Source organism: uncultured Campylobacter sp. (assembly GCF_937997595.1).
Lineage (GTDB): Bacteria > Campylobacterota > Campylobacteria > Campylobacterales > Campylobacteraceae > Campylobacter_B.
Window position 1 is genome coordinate 1 of the sequence record NZ_CALKTS010000199.1, and the last position, 3,913, is coordinate 3,913.

The 3,913-nt window shown below is 50.5% G+C and carries 5 protein-coding genes; all 5 read right to left on the minus strand.

Translation table 11 applies throughout. The annotated features are described in order from the left end of the window. Position 1: 1 nt before the first annotated feature. The 5 genes from thiS to Q0614_RS07085 all read right to left on the minus strand — a co-directional run bounded on the left by thiS (position 2) and on the right by Q0614_RS07085 (position 3,819). Entirely contained in the window at positions 2-205 is a 204-nt protein-coding gene (gene thiS / locus Q0614_RS07065) for a sulfur carrier protein ThiS (RefSeq protein WP_298787589.1), read from the minus strand. Next, the gene (locus Q0614_RS07070) at positions 198-1,790 is read right to left on the minus strand and encodes an ABC-F family ATP-binding cassette domain-containing protein (RefSeq protein ID WP_298787591.1); all 1,593 of its coding nucleotides are present in this window, start codon (positions 1,788-1,790) and stop codon (positions 198-200) included. The genes thiS and Q0614_RS07070 overlap by 8 nt, the downstream gene beginning before the upstream one ends. Before the next feature lie 220 nt (positions 1,791-2,010). Further along, the gene (locus tag Q0614_RS07075; protein ID WP_298787593.1) at positions 2,011-3,138 is read right to left on the minus strand and encodes a cation diffusion facilitator family transporter; all 1,128 of its coding nucleotides are present in this window, start codon (positions 3,136-3,138) and stop codon (positions 2,011-2,013) included. 18 nt (positions 3,139-3,156) lie between these two features. Continuing rightward, positions 3,157-3,537, minus strand: a complete 381-nt coding sequence (locus tag Q0614_RS07080) for a hypothetical protein (RefSeq protein WP_298787595.1) — start codon at positions 3,535-3,537, stop codon at positions 3,157-3,159. Between the two features lie 114 nt (positions 3,538-3,651). Continuing rightward, positions 3,652-3,819 (minus strand): hypothetical protein, encoded by a 168-nt coding sequence (locus Q0614_RS07085; RefSeq protein ID WP_177388166.1) that lies wholly within the window; start codon positions 3,817-3,819, stop codon positions 3,652-3,654. Positions 3,820-3,913 lie beyond the last annotated feature (94 nt).

Sequence of the window (3,913 nt, forward strand, 5' to 3'; positions counted from 1 at the left end):
CTCAGCCGCCGCCTACGAACTCGACGATCTCATATTTTTTGCCGCTTGAGATCTGCGTGCGCTCCCACGTCTCTTTTTTTAAAATTTCGCCGTCGCGCTCGAGCGCTACTAGGCGTAGATCGTGTCCGCGCCGGCGCAAAAACTCGCTCACGCTCATATCCTGCGCCAGTTGCAGCGGCTCGCCGTTTACGCAGATCTCAATCATCGCTCGCTCCCAAGCTCTCGCGATACTCCTCATAAGTGCCCCTAAAATCGACGATTTCGCCGTCTCCTTTGAGGTGCAAAATTCTATTTGCGAACGCGTCGATGAGCTCGCGGTCATGGCTCACGCAGATCGCGCATCCCGTGAAGTTATACAGCGCTTCACCGAGCGCGATGATCGCCTCAAGATCGAGGTGGTTGTTGGGCTCATCGAGCACCAGCAGGTTCGGGCGTTGCAGCATTAGCTTGCTTAGCATCACGCGGTGTTTCTCGCCGCCGCTTAGGCTGCCCACGCTTTTCTCCTGCTCCGCGCCGCTAAAAAGCATACGTCCAAGGCATTTGCGAATTTCATCAAGATCCCTATTTTGCGGGCTTTGTAGATATTCGTAGAGCTTGAGCTCGCCTGAAATTTTATTATTCGTATCCTGCGCGAAGTACCCAGGCTCGATCGTGGCGCCCATGTGCACCTTACCGCGCTGCGGCGCGAGCTCGCTCATGATGATCTTGCAAAGCGTGCTTTTGCCCACGCCGTTTCGACCGATGATGCCGATCTTATCGCCGTGAGCGAGCTTGAGGTTGAAATTTTTCAGAATTTCAATCTCGCCGAAGCTCATATCCACGCCGCTTAGCTCTAAAATTTCATTACCGATCTCGCGGGCGGGCTTGAATAAAATGCTAGGCTCTCTGCGCGAAGAGGTCGCAAGCTCGCTAAGATCGAGTTTATCGAGCTGTTTTTGACGGCTCGTTGCCTGCTTTGCCTTGCTTGCGTTGGCGCTAAAGCGAGCGATAAATTTTTCAAGCTCCGCCTTTTCTTTGAGCTTTTTCTCGCGCTCAAACTGCGCCTGCTTGGCGATGAGATTGGACGCTATGAACCAGTCGTCGTAATTGCCGCTAAATTCGCGCACCCGCCTAAAATCCACGTCGAGGATGTCCGTGCAGACGCGGTTTAAAAAGTGGCGGTCGTGGCTGATGACTACGAGCGTGCCCGCGTGGCGATTTAGCTCAAACTCGAGCCACGAAATGGCGTCGATATCGAGGTTGTTCGTAGGCTCGTCCAAAAACAGCACGTCGGGGCGCGGGAAGAGCACCTGCGCGAGAAGAACCTTAAATTTATCGCTCGTCTCGATCTCGCTCATCTTTTTATCGAAATCATTCAGCCCCAGCGAGCTTAAAATTTTCTCGATCCGCGTTTCGTATTCGTAAGCGGGATCCTCCTCGGCGCAGATCATCTCAAGCTCGCCGAGGCGCTCGTTTATCTCGTCGTTAAACTCGCTCGCTTCGTAAAGCTGCGTCTTTTCGCGCACGGCGTCATAAAGGCGCTTGTTGCCGTAGAGTACTGCGTCTTTGACGCTGAAGCTTTCAAAAGCGAACTGATCCTGCCCCAAAACGCCGATTTTAAGCCCGCTTTGGATCAAAATTTCGCCGCTGCTTGCTTCGATCTGCCCGCTTAAAATTTTAAGCAGCGTCGATTTTCCCGCGCCGTTTGCGCCGATGAGACCGTAGCGCCTGCCCTTATCGAGGCTCAAATTTACGTTTTCAAAAAGCAGCTGTTTGCCGAAGCGCATCGTAAGATCTTTGATTTCAACCATATTTTTCCTTTTAAATTTCTCTTTGCGTTGCCTTACGCGCGGGCTTCTGCCGGGTTTTGCGCGCAAATTTCATCTCGCGGTTTATTGCATCTTTTGCGCCGCGGCAAACCGCGATAAATTTCTCCTATTGTAGCTTAAAATTCTGAAATTTCGCCGAAGGGGTGCGCGAGAAAGCGAGAGCCAGCGCGATTAAATTTAAACCGCTAGAGCAATTTAAATTTTAGCCGCTGTAGTCGCTATCGCGAGTGATGATGAGCGTGTAGTTCGGATACGCGGCGCGTACCTGCTTGCAGACCGCGCGAAACGTCGCCTCCATATCGGGCGCTGCGAAATCGACGATAACGTCGAAGCTGATCGAGTGTTTTGGCTCGTCGAGATAAAATCCATGTATCTGCGAAACGAACTTATGCGAAAACGCCATCTGCTTGATATGCTCGTAGATCTCGGCGGCGCGCGGATCGTTCCTGTTAAACGCGTAAATTCCTACGGTATCCAGGATGATATTAAATTTCGCAAAAATGGCGTTTTGGATGCGGCGCGTAAGAGCGTCGATCTGCGCTGCGGTCGTGTCCTCTGCGACTTCGATGTGGATGCTGCCGACCATCTTATCGGGCCCATAGTCATGAAACATCAGATCATACGCGCCGATGACGCCCTCAAAGCCGCGCACGACGTCGTAAATTTCATTCGTCAGCTCCAGGCTCGGGCGCGAACCCAAAAGCTTGCTGATCGTATCGCGCAGAATTTCATACGCCGTTTTGATTAAAAGCGCCGAAATTATCGCGCCCAGATATGCTTCCAAGCTCAGTCCGAAAATAAGCGAAATCAAAGCCGCTACGAGAGTGGCTAGCGATACGAGCGCGTCGTATTTGGCGTCCACGCCGCTTGCGATGAGCGAGTCGGAATTTACGCGCTCGCCCGTCTTTTGCGTATAGAGCCCCAGGCTAAATTTCGCCGCGACCGCCACTGCGATGATGGCGAGCGAAACCGCATTATAATTCGCCGTTTGCGGATGGATGATCTTTTTGATCGATTCAACGAGCGAGACGCCGCCGGTGTAGAGGATGATGACGGCGATTACGATCGCGCTTAGATACTCGATCCTGCCGTGTCCGAAAGGGTGCGCGCGATCGGGCTGCTTGCTAGCAAGATGCACGCCCACGATCGTAATGACGGATGAAAGTGCGTCGCTTAGGTTGTTTACGGCATCAAGCACGATCGCGATCGAGCCCGAAATCAGCCCCACGACGCCCTTAAATGCCGCTAAAATTACATTTGAAATGATACCGATCGCACCGGTGCGAATGATGATTTTATCTCTGCTATACGCCGCTTGAGGCACTTCCATTATCTCTCCTTTGAAATTTTACTCTAAGCCGCAATCGCTGCGCGTGTAGGTCAGATCGGCGATTTTTTCGCCGCTTTGCAGAAATTCTCGCACGCCTATGCGTTTTAGACCGACCGCTTTCATCGTCGCGCAAACGTCCTTTTGCCTATCGGCGCGCAAAACTCTCTCAAAATTTTGCTTTATTTTAGGATCTACTTTATCCCAAATTTCATTTTTTAGAATCGTGGGAATTACAAATTTATCGCCCTCGCATGTAGGCGCGCCCAACTTTATATCTTCAGTCTCTGGGTGGCTGCGCCCATTTACGGCATCCGCCAAAACCTTGCAGCGCTCGGCATCTCCCGCAAGCGCTGCGCTGCAGATAAATACGCCAAACAGGGCGAATATAAATTTTTTCATTTTCATCTCCTTATTTTTATTTGAAATTTATCATATTAAAATTTTAAATTCAATCTATTTTTGAAATTTAAAGACCTATTTGCGCGCCGCAAATCCGCGAACCGCCAAAATTACTTACGTTAAAATAGCGGCGTAAATTCCATAAATCACCGCTAGAAATTTTCTAAATCGCGGCAAAAATTCTTTAAATTCCGCGCAAAATTCTATGAGTAGAAATTTTGCGACGGATCGCATGCGCTCGCTCAAAGCGGCGTGCGGCGAGATCGTCCGTATCTTTTTCAAACTCGCCGTTTAAGTTATAGATTTAACACAGCTTTGAAAAGCTCCAGCCAATCCGCGCCCGCCGTTTAAATTTATAAATTTAATGCAGTTCCGC

What these genes read in the sequence shown, in the direction of transcription:
- Q0614_RS07075 (WP_298787593.1), bottom strand. Translation starts at nt 3,138, where the DNA reads ATGGAAGTGCCTCAAGCGGCGTATAGCAGAGATAAAATCATCATTCGC.
- Q0614_RS07070 (WP_298787591.1), bottom strand. Translation starts at nt 1,790, where the DNA reads ATGGTTGAAATCAAAGATCTTACGATGCGCTTCGGCAAACAGCTGCTT.
- Q0614_RS07080 (WP_298787595.1), bottom strand. Translation starts at nt 3,537, where the DNA reads ATGAAAAAATTTATATTCGCCCTGTTTGGCGTATTTATCTGCAGCGCA.
- thiS (WP_298787589.1), bottom strand. Translation starts at nt 205, where the DNA reads ATGATTGAGATCTGCGTAAACGGCGAGCCGCTGCAACTGGCGCAGGAT.